The organism is Kitasatospora sp. NPDC053308 (assembly GCF_055585785.1).
This window is the reverse complement of sequence record NZ_JBVJJY010000027.1, coordinates 22,605-44,659: the sequence shown is the minus strand read 5'-3', so window position 1 is coordinate 44,659 and position 22,055 is coordinate 22,605. Positions and strand designations below refer to the sequence as shown.

The window sequence follows — 22,055 nt, the reverse complement described above, 5'->3', positions numbered from 1 at the left end:
ATCCTCGAACCACAACCTCACCCTGGCGAGCCGAAGTCAGTAGGAGGACGTACTGCGGATCGTCGGCTCGATCCACACCGGCGCCGTGGGCGCCTACGACGTGAGCCGGATGCCGGCGCGGGACGTCAGGGGCCTGTGCGGACCGGCGACGTGATGAAGCCGTGCGGTTCGCCGTCACCGCGACGGCGAACCGAACGGCTGCCACCAGGGCCCGCTCTAGCCGTTGAGGATCGTCACGCTCCAGACGTAGGTGGTGGGACTGAAGTCGCGCTCGTTGGGCCGCGGACCTCCGGTCGGCCCGAGGCCGATGGCACCTTGGTCGGTGATGAAGGTCCCGTGGTTCCAGTCGGCCGTGATCCTGTAGACGCCATCCTGGTTGACGTTCCACGCGCCGGGGGTGCCCGCGTAGCAGAAGTTCCCGTGCGTGGTCCAGACCTCCAGGCCGTGGCTCATGGGGTAGCTGCTGTTGTTGGTGGGGCACGTGACGGGGCCGATGGCGCTGGCCGGCGTGGCGATCGCCATGCCACCGGCCAGGATGCCGCCGGTGAGGGCTACGGCCGAGAGTTTCCTGCGCACTATCAAGATCATCTCCTGTGCCTTGCGGTGGCCCCGATGCCATGTCGGTGATCGAGGTGGTCCGAGTCCTGCCGTCCCGCCCTGGCCCGGCTTCGGGCCCCCGCTGAGCGCGGCTTCGACCCCGTCGAGAGATCCACTCCCAGGTGGGGGTCTCCCCCCCAGGCCGGTCGGGGACGGACGACACACTCCGCGATCTGCGGTCGTGCCTCTCGTTCCGGACTCAAGGAAACCGCTGACGGGCCCGTCCCCCCAGTGATTCGATGAGGTTCGGAAACCCATGACGCAGGCCCCGCGGGGGCCGACGGCTCGCCTGCGCGGCGCCGGACCCGTCAGACACCAGCCGCCCCGCGCCCGGGCGGACGCGGGCAGGACGGGGACGGCGCGGCACCGGTCACTCGCCTTGGAGAGCCGGGCTCCGGTGCGGGTCCGATCGGGACCCGCCGGGCCGGGAGCAGCCGCTGGGTGGTCGGCTGCCGGCCCGTGGCGGAGCCGGCTCCGGCTGCGGCCTGGGGTGCTCTTGGCAGCGGGTCGGCTGCTGAGCCGGGCTCGTGCTCCACCGCGTCGGGTGTCCTGCCGGCGGGACCGAGCCGTAGAGGGGCGGTCGGCGGTCGGCGGGACGGTCCCGGTGGCCGACCCGCCTCAACGGGTCGGCCAGGCTGCCGCGTTCGCCGCTACCCGGGGTGAACGCGGCGGTTCCGTGGTCGGCGCCGCCCCACAAGCGGGGGCCGGCCACGGGAGTGCGGGGGCGGTTAGCCGATGGCGATGTCGTCGAGGAGGAAGACGGTCGTCAGGTAGGGGTCCTCGGTGCCGGCGAACTCGTGGTGGACGACCAGGTCGCCGCCGATGACGGGCAGGCTGCGGTAGGTGCGGCCGTAGCGCACGTGCCGGGCGCCGTCGGTGCCGAGGAGCACGTCGGAGGGCCCGGCGCGTCGGTGCCGTGCCCCCGTCGGCCGGGGGCACCCGCGGTGCGTCAGGGCACCGGCATGCGGGCCGGCTCCGGGGTCCCGGCGGCCGTACGCTCATGGCGCGCGGTGCGGACGGGCCACCACAGGACGCGGCCGAACAGGGCGGCGACGGCGGGTACCAGGACCAGGGACAGGACGACGGCGGAGAGCAGGATGCCGAGCGTCATCGCGAAGGCGACCTGTTCGCTGCCCGGAGTGGTGGCCAGGGTGGCGAAGGAGCCGGCCAGGACCAGGCCGGCGGTGGCGACGGCGGGCGCGGTGTGCCGCACGGCGCGGGCGACGGCGGCGCGGGCCGGGCCCGGGGTGTGCATCTCCTCGCGGATCCGGTCGGTGATGAGGATGTTGTAGTCGGTGCCCAGAGCCACGACGAACAGGAACAGCACCAGCGGGAGGGTGAAGCTGACGCCCGGTTCGCCCAGTCCGCGCTGGAACAGCAGGGTGGCGGCGCCGAGAGTGGCGGCGAAGCCGAGCCCGACGGAGAGCATCAGGACCACCGGGGCGAGCAGACTGCGCAGGAGCAGCAGCAGGATGAACGCGATCAGGGCAGCCGCGACCGGGAAGACGACCGCCAGGTCGCGGTCGACGGCCGTCGCGACGTCGGCGAAGACCGCGGCCGTGCCGCCGACGTGGGCGGTGGTCCCGGCGGGCGTGTGGGCGGCGACGGCGGCGCGCACCGGGCCGGAGGCGAGGTCGCGGGCGCGCTGGCTCTGCGGCTCCGCCTTCAGGTAGAGGTCGATCCGGGCGGCGCGGTGATCCGCGTTGAGGACGGTCGCGCCCACCGTGCCGACGCCGTCCACCCGGGCCACCGCCCGGGCGAGGTCGTCGAGCCGTCCGGGGGTGAGGGCGATGCCGTCGGTGGCGAGGACGTAGACGCTCGTCGGGTCGGAGACACCGGCCGGCAGGGAGCGGGAGATCTCGGCGGCGGTGACGGCGGCCGGGGTCTTCTTCCCGGCGCCGCCCACGCCGTAGTCCATCCGGATCCCGGCCGTCCCGGCGCTCAAGGCGCCGAGCAGGGCCACGGCGGCGAGCAGCAGCGGCAGCGGGCGCCGGGCCACCACCGCGCCGAAGCGGGCGGCAAAGCCCTCGCGCGGCTGCCGGCGCAGGCTGCGGGAGGGCCAGAACATCGCCCGGCCGCAGGCGGCGAGCAGGGCGGGCATCAGGGTGAGGCTGCCCAGCAGCATGACCAAGACGGCGACGGCGATGGCCGGGCCGAGCGAGCGGAACTGGCCGAAGCTCGCCACACCGAGGGTGGCGAAGGCGGCGACGATGGTCAGCGCGGCCGAGGTGATCGCGGTGCCCACCCGGGCGCAGATCTGGGCGGCCGCCTCGCGAGCGGGCTGCTCGGGCCGGGCGCGCAGCTGCTCGCGGAAGCGGAAGAGCAGGAAGAGCAGGTAGTCGACGCCTATGCCGAGCAGCACTACGGCGACCAGTCCCGGGGTACCGGCGTCGAGCTTGAGGCCGGTCAGCATCGCGGCGCCGGCCACGGCACCGCCGGCCACACCGCCGATGAAGGCGACCGCGAGCAGCGGCAGCAGGGCCGCGAGGACGCTGCGGAACACCAGCACGTTGAGCAGGACGATAAGCCCGGTGACGAGTGCGCCGCCGACCGTCGCGGCGGTGCGGTTGGCGTCGGCGGTGTCGACGGAGTCGGCCAGCCCCCCGGTGAACCCGGTGCGCATCCCGGCGTCGGCGAACTGCGCCCGGGCGGCGTCCCGGAAGGTTCGGTACACGCCTTGGACGCCTTCGTCGGCGGCGCTCCCGGTCAGTTCGACGGAGAGGAGCTCGAAGGTGCGGTCGGGGGCCACCATCGCAGGGGCGATGCGGGGGGTCTGCGAGCGGTCAGGCACGAGGAAGGCCGGCTCGTCCTCCTTCCGGGGCATGACGACCCGGCGCTGGGCGAGCTTCCCCGCCTCGGTCTCGATCCGCTGCTGGTCGGCGACGGCGAGCGGCCTGCCGTCCGTCCTGGCCACCAGCACCGTGACCGTGGTGGCGTCGGGCCTCGCCCCGAAGTTCTCCTCGGCGATCCGTAGCGCGGCGGCCGAGTCGTAGCTCTGGGGCAGGAAGTCCGCGGTCTGGGACTGGGTGACGCGGGAGAGCAGCATCGGGCTCAGCAGAGTCAGGGAGATCCCCAGCACCACCCAGAGGGTGATCACCTTCCACGGGTTCCTGGTGGCGTATCCGGTCAGTGCGCGGATCACGAAAATCCTCCGGCGGTGGACGCGAGCGTCCGCAGGTCGGTCTCGGCTCCCGGGGGTCCCGGGCGGCTCCGGGGGGTTCCCGGACGGATTCCAGACCATCACCCGCAGCGGGCCCGGACGTCCTCGCGCGGGACGATTCGCACCGGGGCCCCCGGGCCCGGACCGGGGCCGGACCCGGGACCCTGGTCCTGGTCCGGGGCCGGTGATCGGCCGTGCGGACCATGCGGGGGCGGGGTGGATCGATGCCAGAATGGCGTCATCGCAGCTGATCAGCGCTGGTCCGGGCGGTCATCCGGTGAGGGTCGGTCGCTTGGGCGGTCGTCCTCGGATGGCGGTCGCTCGGGCGGCGGTGGCAGTGCGGAGGTACGGCACGGGAACGACTCGGAGGGGAACGGACATGAGCGGGCGTCAGCGTCCCGCGGCGGACGCGGGGCACGGGGTGGACCCCGGCCGGAGGCCCGGCGCGGCGGCGGACCCTCCGTCGGACGCCGACGGCGCTCCGTGGAGCAACACCGACGCGCTGGTGGCGGCTGCCGCCTGCACGATCGACCTGCTCGGCTACTTGGTGTTCAACGGGGGGAGCATCGACCGGGGGGCGGGCCTGCCGGGCTTCCTCCTCGTCGCCCTGGCGGCCCTGCCGCTGCTCGTCCGGCACAGGCGCCCGGTCGCGGTGCTGGCCGGTGTCCTGGCGCTGGGGACCGCGGCCGACCTGTCCGCACCACAGCCGACCCCTCACTTCGGCGCCGTCCTGGCGGTCGCCCTGTACACCGTGGCCAGAGCCGTCCCCGTCGCGCAGGCGGCGGTGGCCGTGGCGGTGACATCGGTGCTGACGATGCTGGGCCAGAGCAACCTGCGCATGCCGACCTGGCAGGCCGCCGTCAGCGCGCCGTCCGCCGCCTTGCTGGTGGCCGGCGGCGGCGTCGCGATCGCCCGCTGGCAGCGGGAGGTGGAGGCCAACCGCAGGCTGCTGGCCGACCGTGCGGTGGCCGACGAACGCCGCCGCATCGCCCGGGAGTTGCACGACATCGTGGCGCACCACATCACCACCATGCAGCTGATGGCAGGCGGAGCCCGGGCCAACCTCGCCCACCCGGCGGTGGTCCGGGAAGCCCTGGTCACCCTGGAGTCCTCGGGGCGACTGGCCCTGCGCGAGATGCGCCAGCTCCTGGACGTCCTGCGGGCCGGCGACGAGCCGGACGCCGAACCGCCGACACCTCAGCCCGGGGTGCAGGACCTCGACCGGCTGGTAGTCGAGTCCCGCCGGGCCGGGCTGCCGACCGATCTCGACGTCCACGGCACCGCGCGCCCGCTGCCCCCGACCGTCGGCCTGACCGTGTTCCGGATCGTCCAGGAGGCCCTCACCAACGCCCGCAAGTACGCCGGGCCCGCCCGCGTGACCGTACGGCTGACGTACGAGGCGGACCGGGTCACCGTCGAGGTGCGCGACGACGGCGGGAGGGGCGGCGGCCTCGACGGGGACAGCGCACCGTCCGGCCGGGACGCGGCGACGGGCGGGATCCGGGGCGGGTACGGCCTGATCGGCATGCGCGAGCGCGTCGCCCTGCACGGCGGCACCCTGGAGGCCGGCCCGCAACCGGAGGGCGGCTTCACCGTGGTGGCCGACCTGCCGGTGGCCCCGGACGAGACGGCCGACGCGGCCGTCCACCACGGAACGGTGGCGGCACGGTGAGCGCGGGGGCGGACGAAGCGGACGCGGGCGGTGCTGCGAAGGACGGAGCGGTAGCGGGCGGGAGGACCGCCGGCGGTCCGGCTGCGGCGGCGATCAGGGTGCTCATCGCGGACGACCAGCCGCTGGTGCGGCGCGGCCTGTCGCTGATCCTCTCTCCCGATCCGTCCTTCGAGGTGGTGGGCGAGGCCGAGGACGGCGAACAGGCCGTCGCCGCCGCCCACCGACTGCGTCCCGACGTGGTGGTGATGGACATCCGTATGCCCGGGCTGGACGGTGTCGGCGCGACCCGGGAGCTGACACGCACGCTGCCGTCCTGTCGGGTGCTCGCCCTCAGCACCTTCGACATGGACGAGTACGTGGTGGCCGCGCTGCGGGCCGGCGCTCACGGGTTCCTGCCCAAGGACATCTCGCCGGAAGACCTGGGCGCGGCGATCCGCACCGTCCACGGCGGCGAGGCGGTGGTCGCCCCGCGCCTGCTCACCCGGCTGATCGCCGCCTACGTCCGGGCCCCGGCCGACACTTCGCCGCCCGTCGTCGGCACGGACGGGCTCACGCCACGGGAGGTCGAGGTGTGGCGCCTGATGGCCACCGGCCTCGACAACACCGCGATAGCCCGGGCCCTGGACATCAGCCTCTCGACGGTGAAGAACTACATCACCAGCCTGTTCGGCAAGCTCGACGTCCGGGACCGCGCCCAGGCGGTCATCGCGGCCTACGAGTCCGGCCTGGTCACCACCCGTGGGGTGGGCGGCGGCCGGGCCGGTGACGGGGACCGCGGGTAGCGGGGCTGCGCGGGCGGTTTCGACCGCCTGGTCCTGTGCACGAGCTTCGGCTCTGACCCACCTGCGCTCCCTGAGCGGGTCTACCGGGGGATCCGCCCTGGACGACGTTCGCGGCGACTTCACCGGCCGTTTCCAGACGATCTCGGGAGGCATCCCGACGAGCTCAATGGTCACAGGGAGTAGTCGCACCAGAAGTCGGACCAGAACCGCAACTCGTGAACAGAGCCAGTCCCGCGTTTCCCCTGGACAAAGTGCCGCGCGCGGTGCCGGAGGAAGCCCGGCGACCGCACCGCACCCGTCCTCCGGCCGCGCGCCGCACCGCGCCCCCGCACCTGCGCCGCGCGCGTCGGCGCCTGGGCGCGCGGCCTGACGGTCTGTGGTGTCGGCCACGGACATACCGGGAGGACAAGGCCCAAGATCGGGGCGAATCGGGCGGGACAACACGCTGGTCACGGGGGTGGACAAGGGGTGTGGTCAGGCCGCGGACAAGGGGGTGGTGTGCAGTGTCGGCCGCACCCGGGCGCCGGTCCGGGTGCCGAGGCCGGCCACCACGCAGGCCCCGGCTTCCTGCTGACGGAAGGCCAACTCGATGTCCACCTCGCTCGCCGCACCCGGTCCGGACGATGGCGACCGGGCCGCCGACCACCACCAGGCCGACCAGGCGAAGGCCTCGCCCGGCCGTGGCAAGGGGCCCGGCGCCGACCTGCGATGGGGACCTCCACGCCCCGGGCGGTACCGTGCCGCAAGCATTCTGGAGGGGGATCAGACCATGGAAGAGCGCGAATCCCACGACTCGGTCGAGGCCGAGTGGGACTTTCAGGCGCGTGCCGCAGCACAATGGGACGACCGGTCCCGAGGCTCCGCCGAGACATGGGTACCGCCGATCATGGGGGCCCTCGTCGACGCGGCGCGGAACAGCGCGCTCGGCCGGTTCCATCCCTTCACCAGCCATGCCAGGCTTTGTTTCAGCACAGGTCAGCGGCACTGGCTGGGAGAGGGCGACGTTCTCCCGGTGTGCATCGCCCTTCTTCCCGGGGGCAGCTACTCAGTGGCTCACAAGCGCGACCCGGCCAAGATGCTGCTGGAAACGACCAGCGCTGATGAGGCGGTGGCGACAGCTGTAACGGCGCTCCAGGAGTATCTCCAGCCGTAGAGGCACGTCGGCTGTCGGCACCGTGACGCTCGCGGCGCGCGCCCGCGGACTCATGCGTCGATGGCTTGACTCGGTCATTGAGGCTCCTTGCCATCCGGAGTGTCCGCCGACCTCTCGGCCTGTCGCTCGAGGGACGGTGACGACTCCGAGACGGTCAGGACGCTCAACCCGGCTCGGGGATGCCCAAGGGGAACCTGAACGATTCGGAGGGAACGATCACTCGCAGGTCAAACCACCTGATCTGGGGTATTCGAGGCTTCCGCCGCGGTCAGGTTCCCCCTGGGGACTCGTGACCACGAGCCTGGCCGATTCCGTGACCGCGAAGCCTCAGAAGTGGGGGAAATCGCTGACCGTTCACACCGTGGGGCGGGGCCCGTCAGCTCCGCGATCGCTGGTAGGCCTCGCGGAGGGCGGACGGGACGCGGCCACGGTCGTTCATCACGATGCCCTGGCCGTGGGCCCAGCGGTGTGTCCCGTCGTCCTCCGGGCAGGGCCTGTCCCGGTGGAGGTGCCGGGTTGGCGCGCCGGGGCCGCTCCGCCCTCCGGCGTCGACTCCCTCCAGCTGGTCCGCCGTCAGGTGCAGGAAAGCGGACAGGGAGGCGTACACGCCCTCCTCGGGAAGGTCGCCGTCGGCCCAGCGTCCGATCGTCCCGGTGGCGGTGTCGAGGAACGTGCCGTAGAGGCCGTCGCGCTCCGCGGCGATCGGTATCCACTCCGGGCGCCAGGACGGGCAGTCCGGGTCCTCGGAGGGCTCCATCCGCTCCACGGCCGTCCGGTGATGGTAGACCCGCTCGATGTCGCCCAGGCCCAGCAGGAGGTGGCCACCGGGGAGGGGAACGTCGTACCCCCGTTCGACCAGTGTCTCGCGGGGTTCGGTCCCCGGGGCGGTGTCCACATCGTGGGTGAGGAGCCATTGCCGCAGCTCCGTCGGGAGCCGCCGTCCCATGCCCGACTCGGCCCGGGCGATGTTCTCGGCACTGCCCGGCCCGCCGAGGGCGGCGAAGGCCGCCGGGTTGTTCCGCTCCAGCCACGTGGTGACCCGGGCCCACGCCTCGCGTACGTCTTCCGCCTCGCCCATCGGTTTCCCCCTCGGTTCGGCCGCCGATGATCACGGCCACGGCTGGTCCCGTGCGGGAAAACGGTAGACCCCGCCACTGACAGCCAAGGGTCCGGAGGGCGGCCGGTCCTGTGGCCCCGGGGAGCGCGGGGTGTCAGCGCCGGAGCAGTTCCCGTTCGGCGACCTGGCGGAAGTCGTGGGCGGGCGGCCGGTGAGGCGCAGGACGGTGTCGGTTGTCCGGTCCTCGGCGCCGTCGGCGATGGCCCGGTCCATGGCGGCCAGGAGGGCGGCGAACTCCTCCGGCATCAGAGCGGACAGACGGCCGCACAGCTCCCGGCGCGTCAGACGGCGGTGGACCACCGGGCGGCCGGTTGCCTCCGAGACGCTCGCGGCGACCTCGTCGTGGGTGGGCGCGGCCGAGGCGGTCAGCAGGAGGTCGCGGTCGCCGTCAGGCACGGTGTCGGCGATGAGGGCGTGCGAGGCGACGGCGGCGATGTCGTCGGCGTCGACGAAACCGATCCGGCCGGCGTGTAGCCGTTCGGGCCGGCCTTCATCGCTGCGGCCGCGACCGCCCGCCCGGCCTGGCTGATGCCGTAGAACAACAGCAACGGGCGGGTGGCGTACCCGACCGTCGCCGCGGCCCTGAACATCTGCTCCGCCTGTTCGAGCGACGAGGTGAACGTGGCCCTGCGGTCCCCCGAGGACGCCCGGCCCGGCGGCCTGTGCCGTGTCGGCATCGCCTCAGCATTCCAGGCGCTGCTGGAAGCGGCGGTTTGGCGTCCGCTTCCCGCTCCGTCGGGCCCTGGGCCTGCGGCCACCGTCCTGCGCTCGGCCGGCTCCGGGACCTTGCCCGGCGCCCGGTCGAGGCGACCATGGTGTACACCGTGATCGGCGACGCCATCGTGCGGCTGAGCGCACCCGCGTCCACGGCCGATTCCCCGCGCTGGTTCTACCGCCACCTTCCGCCCTGGTGTCAGCGGAACGCGGATTGCGCGGTCACCGACGCGCAGAGTCCGGCGCCCTGGATCCAGGGCGCCCGTGCGCAGGGGCAGGGGTTGCGGCGCCGGGGGAGTGGAGGTGGTGCTCATGCCAGAGGAGGACGGGCCAGAAAGGGTCGTTTGCGGGAGCGACCTGACGCGGTGGCCGTACGACACCCGTGTCCCTAGGAGGCTGTCGGTCATCTCGCTTGACAGGTCCTCAGTTCCATAGTCCTATAGTGCTAGGAAGATAGATAAATGAGGTTACGGTGATCGAGTTTCACATCGAGGCCCGGTCCGGTGTCGCGCCTTACATGCAGCTGGTCCACCAGGTACGCCAGGCCCTGCGGCTGGGATTGCTGTCCGACGGGGATCGCCTGCCGAAGGTCAAGGACGTCGCGGCCATGGTCGCGATCAACCCCAACACCGTGCTCAAGGCATACCGGCAGCTGGAGAACGAGGGCCTGGTCTCCCCCAAGCCCGGGGTCGGCACGTTCGTCACCGGCACGCTCGGCGACACGCCGCGATCCACGCACGAGCCGTTGCGCCGGGAGTTGCAGCGCTGGATCGCCAAGGCCCGTGACGCCGGACTGGACGAGGAGAGCATCGAGGCCCTGTTCCTCAACACCTTTCACAGCTCCACCGAAGAGGAGAAATGACCGCGATCATCGAAACAAGAGGGCTCGGCAAGCGCTACGGCCGACGCCAGGCGCTGTCCGACTGCACGCTGAGCGTGCCGGCCGGGCGGGTCGTCGGGCTGGTCGGCCCGAACGGCGCGGGCAAGTCGACCCTGCTGCAGCTGGCCTGCGGCATGCTCACCCCGACCTCCGGCAGCATCGAAGTCCTCGGCGAACGCCCCGCGTCCACCACCGCGCAGATGGCCAGGGTCGGCTTCGTCGCCCAGGACACGCCCACCTACGCCGCGCTGTCGATCGCCGACCACCTGCGCCTGGGCGCCAGGCTCAACCCCCGCTGGGATGCGGGGCTGGCCGAGCGCCGCCTCCAGCAGTTGGGCCTCGACCCCGCGCAGCGGGCCGGCCGGCTGTCCGGCGGCCAGCGTGCCCAACTGGCGCTGACCCTCGCCGTGGCCAAGCGCCCCGACCTGTTGCTGCTTGATGAGCCCGTCGCGGCGCTCGACCCCCTGGCTCGCCGCGGGTTCCTGCAGAGCCTGATGGAGTTCGTGGCCGAGACCGAGGCGACGGTCGTGCTCTCCTCGCACCTCGTCTCGGACCTGGAACGGGTCTGCGACCATCTGATCGTCCTGGCCGCCTCCCGGGTCCAGGCCGTCGGAGAGATCGACGACCTGCTGGCCACCCACTTCCGGCTCACCACGGCCCGCCGCGAGGCGGACACGCTGCCCACGGGCATGCGGGTCATCCAGGCCAACCACACCGATCGGCAGAGCACCTTCGTCGTGCGCGCCGACGCGGCCATCGACGACCCCTCCTGGGCGATGGAGCCGCTCGCCCTGGAGGACCTCGTCCTCTCCTACATGACCCAGGCCGGTGCCACCGGCGCCGACCACCGACCCGTGCTGGAGACGCAGCGATGACCTGGCTGACCTGGCGGCAATTCCGCGTGCAACTTCTGGTAGCCGCAGCCGCCTTGACCGCCGTCGCGGTCTACCTGCTGATCTCCGGCTTCCAGCTGCACAACGCCTACAACAGTGCCCTGGCCGGCTGCCCGAACGGCGGCTGCTCGCCGCTGTCGAAGCTGCCCTCCCAGTACCAATTCCCGTACTACGTCGGCAGCGGCCTGGTGCTCCTGGTACCGGGCCTGATCGGGGCCTTCTGGGGCGCGCCGCTCATCGCCCGCGAGCTGGAGACGGGCACGCACCGGCTGATCTGGAACCAGAGCATCACCCGGACACGCTGGCTCGCGGTGAAGCTCCTGTTCATCGGCCTCGCCGCCGTGATCACCACCGGACTGCTCAGCCTGCTGGTGTCCTGGTTCGCCAGTCCGCTCGACCGGATCAACAGCAACCGCTTCGCCCCGCTGCTCTTCGGCGCCCGCGGCATCGTCCCGCTCAGCTACGCCGCTTTCGCGGTGGCCCTCGGGACATGTGTCGGCCTGCTGATCCGGCGCAGCGTGCCCGCGATGGCGGCCACGCTGGCGGTCTTCGCCGCCGTCCAGGCCCTCATGCCGCTGGCGGTCCGGCCGCACCTGGAGCCGCCCGTCCGCGGGAACGTGGCACTCACCTCCGAGGCGCTGAAGTCCGCGTCGCTCATCGGATTCACGAGCAGCGCACCTACCGCCCCGTTCGTGGCGGACCTGAACGTGCCCGGCGCCTGGGTCCTTTCCGGGACCGAACCGGTCAGGACCTCGTCCGGTCAAGCGCTCACCATGGCGACCCAGCCCTGCGCGAACGCCTCGGACGCGGCCACCCACGATGCCTGTCTCGCCAAGGCCGACCTGCACGTGACGGCCACCTACCAGCCCGCTGACCGCTACTGGGCCTTCCAGTGGTACGAGACGGCGATCTTCCTCGCACTCACCGCCGGCCTGGCGGGCTTCAGTGCCTGGTGGCTGCGCGGCAAGCTCGCCTGACATCCCCTGCGGGGCAGCGACACAAGGAGAACACCGGGCTGGGCGGCCGAAGCCATCGCAACTGGCTTCGGCCGCCCCACCACCATACGAGCTCCTCCCGCCCGAAGCTGACGGCATCCGACCGCTCCAACGAGGAGCTGCTGCGCCCGGCCCTGCAGAGCACGCTGCCGCGTGCGGCCGCCGACCTCGGCCTGCGCCGGGTCATCACCACTCGCGCATCACCGCCGTGCGGGAGTTCGCCGGCAGACTGCTGGAGTCCTCCGAGCTGCTGCCGGACGCGGACCGGCCGGAACGGATCTGGGCGAAGGCCGTGGCCGGTAGCGACCGCCTCCAGGACCGCCGCGCCGTGTTCACCGAGTGCAAGGCCCACACCGGCGACGACGGCGAGGAATGCGGCACCCTGTGCAACAGCCGCCTCCTGACGGAGGGCATCGACGTCGCCGCCGTGGACGCGATCCGCTGCGCCGCCCCCAAGTCCAGCGTGATCGACATCGTCCAGGCCGTGGGCCGGGCGCTGCGGCAGTCCTACCGGCAGGCCAAGGTGCGCCCTGGGTCATCATCCCGGCCTCCCCGCCACGGAGAAGCCGGACGGCTACGCCGGCGGCGCCAGGATGCGCCGCCGGCGCACGGCGGAGGCCCTCACCACCGACCAGGAGGCCAAGCTCGACGGCCTGGACGAGCTGTGGCGCCTGGAGCCGGACTGGAACCGCTCCTACCGCCGCCTGCTCGCCTACCGCGCCGCCGGCGGCACCCTCGACGGCCCCGCCAGCCGCACCGGATCCGCCGACGACCCCGCCTTCCGCCCCGGCACCTGGCTGCGCAAGCAGGGGACCGCCCGCACCGACGGCACGCTGACCGACCGGCAGACCGCGCTCCTGGACGCCCTCACCCGGCACGCCGAGACCGTCACCGGCTGACCGGCCCCGCACGGCCCCCCGCCGTCCCGACCGTCCCGCCTCGGCACGGGACGGCCACCACCCGGAGGAGACACGTGGCCAGCCACACCCGCCGCGCCGCCCGATCCGGCCCCGGAGCCGTGGAGGTGCTGACCACCCACCGGCCGCCGCCAGCAGGTGGCGGCGGCCGCTGAGCGGCGTGGTGGGCCGCGGATGCCGCCCGTTCGGCGGCGAAGACCGACACCGCCGGCTCGGCGTCGTCAGCGGACGGGACAGCGGCCAGGCGCAGGAGGTGGGCCGCCGCGCTCAGCCGGTACACCGAGGCTGGGGCCTGCCGGCAGCGGCCGTCGTCTGGACGGTGGCCCGGGAACAGCCGTGGTGTACGACGTGCCGTTTCCGGGGCGCTGGATCAGGTGCCGGCTTGCCAGGTGATCACGACCCGGCCGTCGGCTGCCGGCGGGGTTCCGCCTCCCGTAGAGCCGGGGCCTCCCGATGAGTAGAAGCCTCCGCGGCCCGTATGGCCGTTACCGCCGTCGAGGTCGCTGCTGCCCGCGGTGCCTCCGGGACCGCCGGTGCCGGGGGCGCCGTAGCTGGCTCCGCCGCCACCGCCTCCTCCGCCCCCTCCGCCGCTGCCGTTGCCGAAGCCGTTGAAGCCGGTGCCGCCTGCCCCACCCGCTCCGCCGGCCCCACCGGTGCCTCCATTTCTGCCGCGGTTGGCGCCCTTGCCGCCGTCTGTACCGGCGGTGCCGGCCAGGCCGTCACCGCCGACATGATTGGCAAGACGCTCGGTGGTGACGTTGCCGCCGTTCTTGCAGTTCGCGCCGCTGCTGGCGCCGGATGCGCCCGCGCCCGCTCCGCCGGCCACGCCACCGGCACCGCCGCTGAACCTCCCGGCGTCCGCGCCGCTGGTGCCGTCGCCACCGTCCGTCCCGCCGTTGCCACCCTCGGATTCGACCGCGCTGCCGTCGAGTGCGGACACCCGCGTCTTCCCTCCATGCGGGGTCACGAGGACAACGCCGCCCTGGCCGATCGTGACCGTGTACACCTGTCCGGACGTCACGCCGGACAGTCGGCAGTTCACGTAGAACCCGGCCGCACCGCCGCCGGCACCGCCTCCACCGCCGCCCCCGCCGCCGTTCGCCGTGAAGGAACTGTTGCCTCCATCACCGGAGGCGCCTCCGGCGCCACCCGCGCCGCCGCCACCCCACGCCTCCACGTCAATGGACGTGACACCTGACGGCACGACGAAAATCCCGTCCACGGTGAACGTCTGTGTCCCCGAGGCCGCAGACGCCGGTGCGGACTGCACCATCGTCCCCGCCAGGACCACCGCCGCCGTCGCGGCCGCCCGGCCCACGTAGACCGCACATGACGTTTCCACCATGCCACTCTCCTCACCGGGCCGCCGGACGCACCCGGCCGACCACGCACTTGGCAACGTCCCGGTCCGCCCTCAGCCACCAGAACAGGGGCGGGGGAGAGCACGAGCCCGCACCGGCCGACGCCGTCTTCTGTGCACAAACCTAGAAACCATCCCCACCACCAGCACTCCGCACTACGCCAACCGACGAGCAACCCCCGGCACATCGCCCTCGACGAGGGCAGCGTCGATAGCCAGGAGCGCGGGCTGCTCGGCGAGACGGAGTCGTTCCGGCGCCGGCACCCGGCCTACGTGGCCCACCTGCCCGACCACCTGGCGGCGGCCGTCGCGGTGGTCGAGCAGGATGCTCCGGACCGCGCGCCCGTCGCGGACGCGGCCGGCCTCCACCTCTACCCGGATGTCCGCGCCGCCCCCACCAGGCCGTCCAGCCCGACACCACCGCGGCTGGCCCGGTGCTGCCTCTGGCGGCACCCTCGACGGCCCCGCCAACCGCACCGGATCCGCCGACGACCCCGCCTTCCGCCCCGGCACCTGGCTGCGCAAGCAGGCGACGGGCCCGCGCCGACGGGAAGCTGACCGACCGGCAGACCGCGCTCCTGGACGCCCTCACCCGGCACGCCGAGACCGTCACCGGCTGACCGTTCACCGGCCGGCGCCCGCCGCCGCGGCACGGCGCGCCCATGGACAGGCCGCGCGGGCTCCGCGCGCACCGCACCGCGCGGACCTCGCCCCGCACCGCGTCGGCTTCCGCACCGCACCCGCAAAGGCCGGTGCGGTAGTCGCGCCGCTACCGCACCGCGCCATGCGGCCCGCGCCCGCACCGCGCGCCGGCCCGCGCGCGATGGACAGTCCCAGCAGCGCGCGGCGTGCCTATGGACAGGCCCCTGCAGAGTGCGTCGCGCGGTGGTCCGCCACACTGGCGCGGCCACACGTTCTCCTGGACAACGGCGCATTTCCCCTGGACAAAGTGCCGCGCGCGGTGCCGGAGGAAGCCTGGCGACCGCACCGCACCGTCCTCCGGCCGCGCACCCCACCGGCCGGAGTGGTGCGCCCCGTCCCGCACCCGCACCACGCCGCGCGGACCTCGCCCCGCGACCCACCGCGCGCGTCCGGCGATGGTGACGGCGTCCAGTTCGCCGCCGAGCGGGACGAGCTCGCGTGGCAGGTCGCCGAGCACGCAGGCCGGCATGGCGGCGAGCGCGCACACCGTGACCAGCGGCGGCCCTCATCAGGCGCCAGGTCGGGCAGGGTGCCGGTGTAGGTGGCGCCGAGCAACACGTCCGCGCCGAGCGCGTAGCGCAGCTCCTCGGCCAGCCGGCCGTCGCCGCCCGGGATCACCTCCTGGTGGCCGGCCCGCTCGATTCCCGCGGCCGCGCGCTCCAGGGCAAGCGTGTAAATTACAACGGCAGGGTGACAATTGCCGGCTTTTCAGGGGTGAGCGACAGGGTGGGGACGGGACGTGGCCGCTGACGGCATGGTCCTTGTCGATGTCGCTGCGTCCGGGCCCGGCGTCGTCGAGCCGTCGGGTGCGGCGTTGATCGGCCGGGATCGCGAACTGGCCGTGCTGACCTCGTTCGTGTCTGCTGCCGAGGGCCGTGCTGTGGTGCTGCGCGGTGAGGCGGGTGTCGGCAAGAGCGCCCTGGTGGACCGCACGGCTCATCTGGCTGTGGGGCTGGGGTACGAGCTGATCCGGGTCACGGGAGTCGAGGCCGAGTCGCATCTGCCCTTCGCCGGGCTGCACCAGTGCCTGTACCCCGTGCTGGGGCAGTTCTCCGCCCGGCTCAGGCCGCCGCAGCGGGCGGTACTGGACGTGGTGTTCGGGCACGGTGCCGGAGAGCCGCCGTCCGTCATGGCCCTGGGCATCGCGGTACTCGACCTGCTGGCCCTGGCCGGCGCCAAGCGTCCGGTGCTGCTGCTGATCGACGACGGTCACTGGCTCGACGAGGCCAGCGCAGAGGTGTGCGGGTTCGTCGCCCGCCGGCTGGCGGCCGGCGCGGTGAAGATGCTGATCGCCCTGCGGTCGGAGGAACGGTCCCGCTTCGACCACGCGCGCCTGCCGGAACTGCCGGTGGAGCCGCTGTCCCAGCAGGCCGCGGAACGCCTGCTGGAGCTGCACCACCCGGGGCTCGACGCGCGTACCCGCCGCACCGTCCTCGACCAGGCCCGGGGCAACCCGCTCGCTCTGTACGAACTGCCGCCTCCCGTCGGCGTGCAACACGAAGCCGATCTGCTGGACGGAACCGGTCTCCCGCTGCCCCGACGACTCCAACTCCTCTACGCCGCAAGGATCGAGCGCCTGGAGCCCCCGGCACGAGCCGAATTGCTGCGCGGTGCCCTCGACGGCGCCGCGGGCCGTCTGCGGGAAGCCGGCCACGGCACCGCCCGCTACCGGATGCGTGGTGTCGATGCGGCGGTCGTCGCCGGGCTGATCGACGCCGACCCGTGCGGCGGCGGCTTCCTCTTCCGGCACCCGCTGGTGCGCTCGGCCGTCGTCCAGCTGGCGACGGCCGAGCAGCGCCGGGCCGCGCACGCCGACCTGGCACGGGTGCACCGGGCCGATGTCGAGCGGTACGCCGGCCACCTGGCTGCGGCGGCCGACGGCCCCGACGAGTACGCGGCGACGGCGCTGGAGGCGGCGGCGGCCTCCGCCACCAGGCGCGGCGGAGCGGCAGCCGCGGTCAGCTGGCTGACCCGCGCGGCCGAGCTGAGCGAGGAAGCCGCCCCGCGCGCCCGCCGGCTCGGCGACGCGGCTTACATCGCCGGCCAGGCCGCCCTGCTGGACAGGGCCCAGGAGTTGCTCCACCACGCGCAGCCGCAACCGGGCGCGGGCGCACCGCTGGCCGCCGTGCTGGCCTCCGCCCACGCCGACTTCGTCCGTTTCGGAGCGGTGCGGCCCGCCTTCCAGCGGCTCGCCGCCGCGGTCGAGCGCCGCTGCGACCGTGCGGCGCCTCCCGGTGACGAAACCCTGACCCGCGCGGCCGACGCGCTGGTCACCATGGCCCACTACGCGGGCGACCCCGCTCTGTGGCAGCGGACCGACACGATCCTCGCCACCCTCGGCGACCTCGTCCACCCGCTGACGCTGATGTACCACGACGCGAGCGCCGTCGCCCGCAGCGGGGTCGGCCTGCGGGCGCGCCTGGAGGAGGCCTTCGCCGACCCCGCGAACGCGGCCCCCTGGGACCTGGCACGCCTGGCCGTCTGCGCGTCCCACGTCGACGCCCTGAACCAGTACCGCACCCAGCTGGCCGACGCGGTCGAGCGCGAGCAGGAACACGGCGCGGTGTCGAGCGTCATGGTCCTTCTGAGGATGCTCATGCTGGACCAGATGTACGCCGGGACGTGGGACGAAGCACGCCGGACCGCCGAGCGCGCGCTCGAACTGGCCACCGCCCACGACCACGTCCTGCTCGCCTACCACGCCCGCGCGTGCCTGGGACAACTCGTGGCCCGCCAGGGACTGCTCGAGGAGGCACGCGAGCTGCAGCGCGCCGTGGACGCCTGGGCACGGCCGCGCGGCGTCGGCCTGCTCACCCAGATCACGGAAGCCATCGCCACCGGCGTCGCGCTCACCGAAGGCGACTTCGAAGCGGCCTACCTGTACGCCATCGGCATGACACCGCCGGGCAGCTTCGAGCGTCACGCCCACCAGATCGCCCCCAGGGCACTGCTCGAACTGGCCGAGGCCGCGCTGTACAGCGGCCGTCACGAACAGGCACGCCGGCACGCGCTCGCGGCCTGCGAGGCAGGTCTGCCGCAAGCCTCCCCACGCATGGCCCTGTCCACCTACGGCGCCCTCGCGATGACCGCCGAAGACCTCACACAGGCCGGCCAAACCTACGCCCGCGTCGAGGCGTACCCGCACGCCCGGGACTTCCCTTTCGAACTGGCACGGATCCGCCTGGCCCACGGCTTCCGGCTGCGGCAGCTGAACGCGCCCCGGGCGCTACGGCAGGCCCCGCTGCTGCTGGCAGCCGAAGAGTTCAACCGGCTCGGAGCCACGGCATGGGAGATGCACGCCCGCGCCGAACTGCGCCGGAGCAACCTTCCCCGGGGCCCGCAGGCGCAACCACCGGTGTCCCTGACCGCCCAGGAGCGCAGGATCGCCGAACTCGCCGCCAGCGGACTCACCAACAAGGAGATCGGCGAGCAGACACACCTGTCCCCACGCACCGTCAGCTCACACCTCTACCGGGTCTTCCCGAAGCTCGGCGTCGCCACCAGGGCCGCGCTACGCGACGCCCTGAGCGCCCTGCCACCGCCCGAGCGATCCGGCCCCGACACTTGAGAAGCCGTGCACGGCGGCATCCACGGGCCGCCCCTGTGCGCACAGAGTGCCTGGCACACGCGTTGGACAGACGGGTCGAGCATGGCGTGTGGGGCGGGATGACCGAGCGCGAACGCCGGGCCCTGCTGCTGCGCCGCCCCGAGGTGGCATCGTGGGCTGAACTGCTGGGCCGCCCGGCGAAGGCCGGCCGCTGTGCCCCGGGGGCGTGCCGTTTGGGCTCGGCTGGTCGTCGGGCAGGGCATGGCGTGGACGCAGTGGACGGAGGAGAAGGGCCCGGGACGGCATCGGCGTCCTCGCGGCGAAGCCGCGCCGCGGGTCCGCACGCCGCGGTGGCTGCGGCACGACGGTTCCTGGTGCCCGCCGAGCACGACACCGCCGGTCGATCACGTGTACAGACATGGTGAAGGAGTTCCAGGACCTCATCGGTGGGGGACGGGTACGCCCGGGGCGCAGAGTCTGGTCTCGGCGAGCGCGGTCAGCCGGGATGCGACCGGTGCCTGGTCCGCGCGGTAGTGGTTGATCAGCTTGTACTGGACCGATTCCCTCGACGATCCCGCCTACCAAGCTGCGGCCCATGACCCACGCGACGCGCGGAAAAGGCGTTGCTGGCCCACCTGGCCGCCGTGGCACCCTGAGCGGGTGTTCAATGCGCTCTACCCCATAGGCCTGACGTGGGACGAGGTCGACCCCGTCGGCCACCCTTTCGACCCCGCTTCGGCGGCGCAGGTGGTCCAGAGCCTCGGCCCGGCGTGGCGGGTACCCTCCCGGCTGGACCCCAGCCTCGATCCGGCCCGAGTCAACTGGGCCTGGGAGGTGGCCAGGCCCTGGTCCGACGCTATGACGTACGCGCTGATGGAACGCTACGGCCGGTGGGCGGTGGGGTGGCGCTGGTCGCTCGGCGAGGGGGACGTCGACGGCGGGCCGGTCGGGAACTGGTGCTGCGGGTCGCACTCGATCACCACCGCGGAGCAGACCCTCGACCATGTCGTGGCAGCGCTGTGCGAGTGGCGTGAGTGGCTGGAGCGCCTCGCGCAGTGGTTCGAGGCCTACCCCCTGGACCCGGAGACCCTGAGGGCGGACCGGATCCTGTGGGAGCGCACCGCCCGCAACCTGATCCTGCACGTGGCCGACCGGACAGGCGCCGAGAGCGGCTGGTACGGGCACTGCGAACAGGTCCTGGGCTGGTTCCTCAGCCACTGGGGTGTCGCCCCCGACGTGGCCGAGCAACTTGTGCACCAGGCAATCGGCGGCCGGTTCAAGAGCTGGACCGCGCCGGACACCGTCCTGGCGGAGGAGGTCGCTGAGCGGCTCGTCGGCCCGCTACGCACCGAGGACACCCGCTGGTCTCCGGACCCGGGCGAGCTCCCGGACCACCTGGAGCGCTGGCTCGCGGTACGCGAGAGCGTGCCGTGGCCGGACGGCGAGGACAGCGGACCGGCGACAGCTGCCGCCCGTGACGGCGCGGCGCAGGACTTCCGTTCCTTCGACGCCGCGGTGGACCCCGCGCGCGCCACCGGCCTGCTCACCGCACTGGAGCTGGTGCGGGCCGACGCGGCGCGCGGTGCCGTGCTCGACTTCGAGCTGCTGCGCAGCTGGCAACAGCACGTACTGTGCACGCCCGAGCCGCCGCAGTTGCGCACCGGACCCGCCTTCGCCAAGGGCGGCGCGGAGCGCTACGGGATCGGCCCCGACACCCGCACCCGCTTCGACGCCTGTCTGGCGCAAGCCGCCGACCGCCGGCCCTCGCTGGCCGCCAGAGCAGCCCGGGCCTACCTGGATGTCTGCTTCTTCCACCCGTTCAACGACGGCAACGCCCGGGCCGCCCTGCTCACCCTGCTGTTCGTGCTGGCCCGGGCGGACTTCACACTCGACTCGGTGGTACTCATCCGCCGGTTCAGCCACCGGGCCGACGACCCGCAGGACGCGCTGAGCCTGTGCCGGTCCGTCGAGTTCCACCTCAGGCACAGCCGCGACGCCGCTCGGTGACCGCCTGCCGAGCCGAGCGCCGGGGCGGAGGCCTGCCCGTGGCCGGAGCTGATGCCCGACCGCCGCCCGGTCCTGGTCGTGCCCGTCTCCCCGACACGCCTGCCGGTCGCCGGCGACGGCTGAGCCGACCGCGACACCGTAGGCCCGACGCGGCGACGCCCGGCCCCAACCCGGCGCCGCACCGAGCGCGGGAAGGGGAAGCGCTGCTCACCTCCGCTCCACGGCACCGTCCAGGCCCGCACAGGCTGGAAGACGGCCGGTTCGCGCCTGAACCCCCGAGTGGGCTGCGGACGGGCCTCTGGCTGCTGGTCACCTGGCTCATTCTCCCGCGCGCGGACCGGTGGGATCACCACGGCCGGACGTTCGGCGCCGCGGGCAAGGGGCTGTGGTAGCGGCTTCGGGCGGCGTGGCATGAGCCACCCCACCCCGGCAGCGGCCGGTCCGGCGCGGCAGCGGTGAGCCGTGGGCGAGGTCGCCGATCGCCGCCTGCCAGTGGCCGAGCCGTTCTGTGCGCTCTCGTCCATTCTGAGTCTAGAGCGCGATATGCCCGGCACCTGCGGTGCCGGGCATATCGTGTGAGACCGCGTTTGAGATCTCAGTCGATCGTGCAGTCTTCGTGCTCTACCCTCTGCGGGTGATCGATGAGACGTTCCCTTTGGTCGGTGAGTTCCGGGAGCTTGGGCACGGCAGGCCGGACGGACCATCGTTCCGGTCCGCCGTTCGCGCCCAGGAACCGGCACACGCTCGCGAGTTGGTCGAGTACCTGCGCGCCGGTACGGTCCTGGCCGCCACGACCACGCTTGTGCACGACGTTCTGAGCCCCGACATGCCGTGATCGGCGGGTTGCACCTGCTGACGGACGGACACTGGCTCTGGTACTCGGACCTGGCCCACTATGTCGAGCGCCATCATGTCGCGCTCGACCCGCGGTTCATCGCGCACGCCCGGAGCAACGACTGGACTGCTCCGCTTGTCAGTGAGGCTGACCTGCTCGCGATGGAGGCCAAGCTTCTCGGGGACACTGCGGACTGAAGGGTCCGCTGTTAGTCGGCGCGTCTGGTCGACCACGGCAGCATCGGCGGATGCTCGGGGGCGAGGCGGTGCCACAGATCCCACGGATCACCCGCTCGGGATCGGACGGTCGCCATCCGCTTCGAGAGTGCGCGGAAGTCGGTCAAGTCCAGCAGCCCCCGTGGCCCGCCGGCGCACATCCCGGGCAGGCTTGGAAGTGGCGTGCCGTCGCTGCGCGGGTCGTCGTGGATCAGCTGCGTGCTGTCGTGGAACCCGGGGCGTGCCGAGAATCCGCTGCCGTCACTGCCTCCGCGGATCGCCCACCAGTCCCAGATACACCGCCACTGCGGGTTGACGTACATCGCGAACGGTGCCATCGCCTGTCCGAGTGCCGTGACGAGGTCATCCCGCGCAGCCGCGGGCAGACAGGCCACGACCCGGATTCCCGCCATCGCCGCCCCCGTATCCCACGCTCGACCAGTCCGCGCCTGACCATATCGGGCTGATCCCGCCCGACACGAGGAGGTTTTCCGGGAGGTGATCATTTC

Annotated in this window: 20 protein-coding genes; 12 read left to right on the top strand and 8 right to left on the bottom strand. The window is 73.1% G+C overall.

The genetic code is table 11. From position 1 onward, the window contains the following. Positions 1–216 precede the first annotated feature (216 nt). From ACZ6Y7_RS34980 to ACZ6Y7_RS34970, 3 genes are all read right to left on the bottom strand, one after another. Positions 217–576, bottom strand: coding sequence for a hypothetical protein (locus tag ACZ6Y7_RS34980; RefSeq protein ID WP_465761984.1), 360 nt, complete (start codon positions 574–576; stop codon positions 217–219). A 749-nt stretch (positions 577–1,325) separates the two neighbouring features. Continuing rightward, complete coding sequence (locus tag ACZ6Y7_RS34975; RefSeq protein WP_465761983.1) at positions 1,326–1,487, bottom strand: hypothetical protein; 162 nt, start codon at positions 1,485–1,487, stop codon at positions 1,326–1,328. A 59-nt stretch (positions 1,488–1,546) separates the two neighbouring features. Further along, on the bottom strand, positions 1,547–3,739 hold the full coding sequence (locus tag ACZ6Y7_RS34970) for an MMPL family transporter (protein WP_465761982.1): 2,193 nt from the start codon (positions 3,737–3,739) through the stop codon (positions 1,547–1,549). Positions 3,740–4,136: 397 nt separating this feature from the next. On the opposite strand from ACZ6Y7_RS34970, the gene ACZ6Y7_RS34965 reads away from it, so the two are divergent. The 3 genes from ACZ6Y7_RS34965 (at position 4,137) to ACZ6Y7_RS34955 (ending at position 7,364) form a co-directional block, all read left to right on the top strand. Beyond that, positions 4,137–5,429 carry a sensor histidine kinase gene (locus ACZ6Y7_RS34965; RefSeq protein WP_465761981.1) on the top strand — a complete coding sequence of 431 codons (1,293 nt, stop codon included), beginning with the start codon at positions 4,137–4,139 and terminating at the stop codon, positions 5,427–5,429. 98 nt (positions 5,430–5,527) lie between these two features. Next, complete coding sequence (locus ACZ6Y7_RS34960; protein ID WP_465761980.1) at positions 5,528–6,211, top strand: response regulator; 684 nt, start codon at positions 5,528–5,530, stop codon at positions 6,209–6,211. 589 nt (positions 6,212–6,800) lie between these two features. After that, positions 6,801–7,364, top strand: a complete 564-nt coding sequence (locus ACZ6Y7_RS34955; protein ID WP_465761979.1) for a DUF6193 family natural product biosynthesis protein — start codon at positions 6,801–6,803, stop codon at positions 7,362–7,364. A 376-nt stretch (positions 7,365–7,740) separates the two neighbouring features. Here ACZ6Y7_RS34955 and ACZ6Y7_RS34950 read toward each other — a convergent pair whose 3' ends face one another. Genes ACZ6Y7_RS34950 through ACZ6Y7_RS34940 form a run of 3 tightly spaced genes read right to left on the bottom strand, consistent with a single transcriptional unit; the run spans position 7,741 to position 9,158 of the window. Continuing rightward, positions 7,741–8,442, bottom strand: coding sequence for an SMI1/KNR4 family protein (locus ACZ6Y7_RS34950; protein ID WP_465761978.1), 702 nt, complete (start codon positions 8,440–8,442; stop codon positions 7,741–7,743). Positions 8,443–8,472: 30 nt separating this feature from the next. Beyond that, positions 8,473–8,877, bottom strand: coding sequence for a hypothetical protein (locus ACZ6Y7_RS34945; protein WP_465761977.1), 405 nt, complete (start codon positions 8,875–8,877; stop codon positions 8,473–8,475). Continuing rightward, positions 8,847–9,158 (bottom strand): YaaC family protein, encoded by a 312-nt coding sequence (locus ACZ6Y7_RS34940; protein WP_465761976.1) that lies wholly within the window; start codon positions 9,156–9,158, stop codon positions 8,847–8,849. Before ACZ6Y7_RS34940 ends, ACZ6Y7_RS34945 begins: the two co-directional genes overlap by 31 nt. Positions 9,159–9,667: 509 nt before the next feature. Here ACZ6Y7_RS34940 and ACZ6Y7_RS34935 point away from each other — a divergent pair. The 4 genes from ACZ6Y7_RS34935 (at position 9,668) to ACZ6Y7_RS34920 (ending at position 12,862) form a co-directional block, all read left to right on the top strand. Continuing rightward, the gene (locus ACZ6Y7_RS34935; RefSeq protein ID WP_465761975.1) at positions 9,668–10,057 is read left to right on the top strand and encodes a GntR family transcriptional regulator; all 390 of its coding nucleotides are present in this window, start codon (positions 9,668–9,670) and stop codon (positions 10,055–10,057) included. Beyond that, positions 10,054–10,950, top strand: coding sequence for an ABC transporter ATP-binding protein (locus ACZ6Y7_RS34930; RefSeq protein WP_465761974.1), 897 nt, complete (start codon positions 10,054–10,056; stop codon positions 10,948–10,950). Before ACZ6Y7_RS34935 ends, ACZ6Y7_RS34930 begins: the two co-directional genes overlap by 4 nt. Positions 10,951–11,003: 53 nt before the next feature. Beyond that, positions 11,004–11,945: an ABC transporter permease subunit gene (locus ACZ6Y7_RS34925; protein WP_465761973.1), complete on the top strand. Its 942-nt coding sequence runs from the start codon at positions 11,004–11,006 to the stop codon at positions 11,943–11,945. Positions 11,946–12,556: 611 nt separating this feature from the next. Further along, positions 12,557–12,862, top strand: a complete 306-nt coding sequence (locus ACZ6Y7_RS34920) for a helicase associated domain-containing protein (RefSeq protein ID WP_465761972.1) — start codon at positions 12,557–12,559, stop codon at positions 12,860–12,862. 388 nt (positions 12,863–13,250) lie between these two features. Here ACZ6Y7_RS34920 and ACZ6Y7_RS34915 read toward each other — a convergent pair whose 3' ends face one another. Continuing rightward, complete coding sequence (locus ACZ6Y7_RS34915) at positions 13,251–14,225, bottom strand: hypothetical protein (RefSeq protein ID WP_465761971.1); 975 nt, start codon at positions 14,223–14,225, stop codon at positions 13,251–13,253. A gap of 1,471 nt (positions 14,226–15,696) precedes the next feature. On the opposite strand from ACZ6Y7_RS34915, the gene ACZ6Y7_RS34910 reads away from it, so the two are divergent. The 5 genes from ACZ6Y7_RS34910 to ACZ6Y7_RS34890 all read left to right on the top strand — a co-directional run bounded on the left by ACZ6Y7_RS34910 (position 15,697) and on the right by ACZ6Y7_RS34890 (position 21,528). Then, complete coding sequence (locus ACZ6Y7_RS34910; protein WP_465761970.1) at positions 15,697–18,510, top strand: AAA family ATPase; 2,814 nt, start codon at positions 15,697–15,699, stop codon at positions 18,508–18,510. Positions 18,511–18,545: 35 nt separating this feature from the next. Then, on the top strand, positions 18,546–18,914 hold the full coding sequence (locus ACZ6Y7_RS34905; RefSeq protein WP_465761969.1) for a WhiB family transcriptional regulator: 369 nt from the start codon (positions 18,546–18,548) through the stop codon (positions 18,912–18,914). 235 nt (positions 18,915–19,149) lie between these two features. Beyond that, on the top strand, positions 19,150–20,496 hold the full coding sequence (locus ACZ6Y7_RS34900; protein ID WP_465761968.1) for a Fic family protein: 1,347 nt from the start codon (positions 19,150–19,152) through the stop codon (positions 20,494–20,496). A 634-nt stretch (positions 20,497–21,130) separates the two neighbouring features. After that, on the top strand, positions 21,131–21,331 hold the full coding sequence (locus ACZ6Y7_RS34895) for a hypothetical protein (protein ID WP_465761967.1): 201 nt from the start codon (positions 21,131–21,133) through the stop codon (positions 21,329–21,331). A gap of 8 nt (positions 21,332–21,339) precedes the next feature. Beyond that, on the top strand, positions 21,340–21,528 hold the full coding sequence (locus tag ACZ6Y7_RS34890; protein WP_465761966.1) for a hypothetical protein: 189 nt from the start codon (positions 21,340–21,342) through the stop codon (positions 21,526–21,528). Between the two features lie 11 nt (positions 21,529–21,539). Here the strand turns inward: ACZ6Y7_RS34890 and ACZ6Y7_RS34885 are convergent, their stop codons facing one another. Next, positions 21,540–21,959: a hypothetical protein gene (locus tag ACZ6Y7_RS34885; protein WP_465761965.1), complete on the bottom strand. Its 420-nt coding sequence runs from the start codon at positions 21,957–21,959 to the stop codon at positions 21,540–21,542. Positions 21,960–22,055: the final 96 nt, after the last annotated feature.

Bases quoted from the DNA above. Each gene is read 5' to 3' on its own strand.
- ACZ6Y7_RS34965 (WP_465761981.1), top strand. From the start codon at position 4,137: ATGAGCGGGCGTCAGCGTCCCGCGGCGGACGCGGGGCACGGGGTGGAC.
- ACZ6Y7_RS34955 (WP_465761979.1), top strand. From the start codon at position 6,801: ATGTCCACCTCGCTCGCCGCACCCGGTCCGGACGATGGCGACCGGGCC.
- ACZ6Y7_RS34950 (WP_465761978.1), bottom strand. From the start codon at position 8,442: ATGGGCGAGGCGGAAGACGTACGCGAGGCGTGGGCCCGGGTCACCACG.
- ACZ6Y7_RS34940 (WP_465761976.1), bottom strand. From the start codon at position 9,158: ATGCCGACACGGCACAGGCCGCCGGGCCGGGCGTCCTCGGGGGACCGC.
- ACZ6Y7_RS34930 (WP_465761974.1), top strand. From the start codon at position 10,054: ATGACCGCGATCATCGAAACAAGAGGGCTCGGCAAGCGCTACGGCCGA.
- ACZ6Y7_RS34920 (WP_465761972.1), top strand. From the start codon at position 12,557: ATGCGCCGCCGGCGCACGGCGGAGGCCCTCACCACCGACCAGGAGGCC.
- ACZ6Y7_RS34915 (WP_465761971.1), bottom strand. From the start codon at position 14,225: ATGGTGGAAACGTCATGTGCGGTCTACGTGGGCCGGGCGGCCGCGACG.
- ACZ6Y7_RS34910 (WP_465761970.1), top strand. From the start codon at position 15,697: ATGGTCCTTGTCGATGTCGCTGCGTCCGGGCCCGGCGTCGTCGAGCCG.
- ACZ6Y7_RS34885 (WP_465761965.1), bottom strand. From the start codon at position 21,959: ATGGCGGGAATCCGGGTCGTGGCCTGTCTGCCCGCGGCTGCGCGGGAT.